General features: G+C 57.4%; 3 protein-coding genes. All 3 read right to left on the reverse strand.

Features of this window, described 5'->3' with window-relative positions:
- The coding region (locus tag KKA81_16515) for a flavin reductase family protein (GenBank protein ID MBU2652530.1) at window positions 1-759 on the reverse strand (759 nt) is incomplete at its 3' end.
- Between the two features lie 17 nt (window positions 760-776).
- Window positions 777-1,811, reverse strand: a complete 1,035-nt coding sequence (locus KKA81_16520; GenBank protein MBU2652531.1) for a fumarylacetoacetate hydrolase family protein — start codon at window positions 1,809-1,811, stop codon at window positions 777-779.
- On the reverse strand, window positions 1,808-2,956 hold the full coding sequence (locus KKA81_16525; GenBank protein ID MBU2652532.1) for a histidinol-phosphate transaminase: 1,149 nt from the start codon (window positions 2,954-2,956) through the stop codon (window positions 1,808-1,810). The genes KKA81_16520 and KKA81_16525 overlap by 4 nt, the downstream gene beginning before the upstream one ends.
- Between the last annotated feature and the right edge of the window lie 275 nt (window positions 2,957-3,231).

A 3,231-nucleotide genomic window follows, 5' to 3' on the forward strand; every position in this document is an offset into this window, starting at 1 on the left:
AAGCGTTTCGACTTCTTTGCGGGCTTGGTTCGCGTCGGGGATCTGTTCGGAGTTGGCGAGTTGCGCGAGGTTATTGGCGCTGAGAATATGAGAGTGCACGATAAACTTGGGAAGATTGTCAAAGCCGATACCGGTGCGGGCGAGCGGCTTGGCGACCTCGAAAACCGAGTCGCCGCTGGCGCGGGTGTAGTAATTGGCGCTCTGGCGGCCAACCAGATCGATCAAGTCGGGGTGAATGATGTTGTCGACAATGATGTCCTCGGCGATATGGAACTTGACCACCTCGCAGATTGCGAGATTACCCGATGCCGGCAGACCGCCGAGATCGACCATCTGCTTGAGGATACACTCCATTTGGAACGGCGACTCTTTCACTCGGGCCGGTTTGACCAGGTCGGACGGCTCAGGCGTAAACCCCGCCTTGACAAACTCATCGACACCGGCGGGATACTCGGTCGACGCGAGCGAGACCTGCTGCACCATCGCAAACGGGACTGCCTGAATGACACACTCTTTTGTCGCTACAAGGTTGTTATAGGTGTCCTTGACGGTGCCGTCGCGGCCCCGACGCGAGGGGGAGAAAGCGACAATCGGCGGGTTGGCGCCGAACGCGTTAAAAAACGAAAAGGGGGAGAGGTTCGGATAACCTTCGGCCGAGAGTGTCGACACCAGTGCAATCGGACGCGGCTGAACTCCGCCTAACAAGTACTGGTGCACTTGTTGGATCGGAATATCCTTCGGTTCGAAGTGCAGTTTCACTTTTGGGCCGCGCGGAGTCATGATACCGGCTCCTCCACCAACTTCTTCTTCGCCAGAATCGAGTAGTCCTGTTTGTTGCGGACAATCCGATTGCGCAGGCTGCCGAGTCCTTCTATCCCCAATTCGATCGTGTCGCCGTCTTCAAGCCAGACCGGCGTGAACTCCTCGCGACGTTCCTTGGCCTCCAACGACCAGCTGCCGTTCAGTTCGAGATAGCAGCCGGTGCCGACCGTACCGGAGCCGATGACGTCGCCGGGGAAAATGTCGGCGCCATAAGCGCAGCGTTCGATGATCTCGGCGAAGGTCCAGTTCATATCCTTCATGTTGCCATCGGAGATATGGTTGTCGTTGTGGCAGGCGGTCATGCGGAGATCGTACTTATCGCCGAATTCGGTCTTGATGCGACGATCGGCGAGTTCGTCAACCGTGACGAGCCACGGCCCAATCGCCGTGGCGAAATCCTTGCCCTTGGCCGGCCCGAGATTGAGTTTCATCTCTTCCATCTGAAGGACGCGAGCCGAAAAGTCGTTCATAATCGTGTAGCCGGCGATATAGGCGTCGGCGTCCTTGGATTGCACATTGCGACCCTTGCGCCCGATAACGGCGGCCACTTCGAGTTCGAAGTCGAGTTTATGCAAATGGTCGGCCTCAACCAGAAGATCGCCCGCGCCAATGATGGCGTTGTGATTCGTAAAATAAAAGATCGGGAACTGGTCGAATTCGGGAATCATCGCCACGCCGCGATTGCGCCGCGCGGTGGCGACATGCTGACGGAACGCATATGCGTCGCGGCAGCTTGCCGGATGAGGCACCGGCGGGAGCATGGTGAGGTTCTTGGAATCGAGCGCCTTGATCTTGTCGGCGGCGGCGGCTTCCTGCACCTTGCGCGCGAGATCCATCGCCTTATCACCCTGCCACAGAAACCCATTCATGGTCGGCGGCAGCGAAAGCCCGAGCGCCTTGGCCCCGTCGTGTAAATCGTAGACGTTTTCGTTGTGATACAATCCGAGTCGTTCATTATCGTCGGCGGTTCGAAATGATACAAGCTTCATAGAGACATTTCCTTTTTCGAAATGGCCGGAATCGTGCGGCCGTTTTCGGCGTTCAGCTCGCGCCAGACCTGTTCGATAATGTCGAGAGCGATAGTCGTTTCTTCCTCGGTGCCGGAGTTGATCCGGATGCCGTTGGGCACGCCATAGGACGCAACATGGCGGAGAATCAGACCCTGATCGAGACAACGAAGATAGAAATCGGCGGCAAATTGTTGCGACGGCATGAGTGCGAGAATGAAATTGGCCGCCGTCCTTACCTGTTCTATGCCGAGTGCCTCGAAACGCGCCTTCATGCGGGCCAGCGAGGCGGTGTTAGTCCTGACCGTACGTTCGAGGAATTCATCGTCATCGAGCGCGGCCGTGGCGGCCACCTGCGCCAGATGATGCGGTTCGAACGTGTAACGCACTTTGAAAATGGCTTCGATAACGTGATCGGGGCCGACCGCGAATCCGACCCGCAGTCCGCCGAGACCGTAGGCCTTCGACAGCGTGCGGGTGACGACCATATTGTCATACCAGTACGACACGCCCTGGGGGTAGTCGGGAAAAATGCCGGCGTAGGTGTAATAGGCTTCATCGAGAATAACAAGAACATCGGACGGCACCCGCTCCATAAAGCTCTCGAACTCCTTCTTCCCGATCATCGTGCCGGTCGGATTGTTCGGATTTGCGATAAAGATGATGCGGGTCTTGGGCGTGATCGCCTTGATGATGCCGTCAAGATCAAACCCGTAGTCTTTCAGCGGCACGGTGCGTAAAATACGCCCCTGCTTTTTGGTGCTGACATAAATCCCGATAAAGGTCCCCTCGCAGGTGAGGAGCTCGTCGCCCGGTTCGGAAAAGGCGCCGATAGCATAGCCGAGCAGGGCATCGGTACCGTGGCCGCACACGATATGCTGCGGTTGGATGTTATACTTGCGGCTGATCGCCTGCACCAGTTCCCACGCCGCCGGATCGGGGTAGCGATGGATGTCGGTTACGGCGGCGCGGATCGCCTCCATCGCTTTGGGCGACGGGCCGAGCGGGTTTTCGTTGGAAGCCAGCTTGATGATGCGGCTGAGCCCCTTTTCGCGCTGTAGTTCGCAAATCGGCTTGCCCGCCTTGTACGGCTGGAGCGCTTTGACGTATTCCGGTATGTAAATCATATACTGATCCTTTTGCCAAATGGCTGATAATCGGTCGCGTTGGTCAACCGGTAATATTGTCAATTTCATCCCCGTTGACCAGCAGAATCAGCCATTTGCAGCGGCTCCGTCGGCTACTTCTTCTCCAGCCAGGAGCGGGCGTATTCCTTATCGATGGTCTCCCTGACGTTTACGGTCGGATAGAGCGGGGTGTAGGTATCGACCATAACGGCATATTCATTGGTGCCTTTGGCTCCGATCGAGGCCTCGGTCCTGCCCGGCTGGGGGCCGTGGGG

The sequence above is a fragment of the Bacteroidota bacterium genome (genome assembly GCA_018831055.1).
Lineage (GTDB): Bacteria > Bacteroidota > Bacteroidia > Bacteroidales > B18-G4 > M55B132.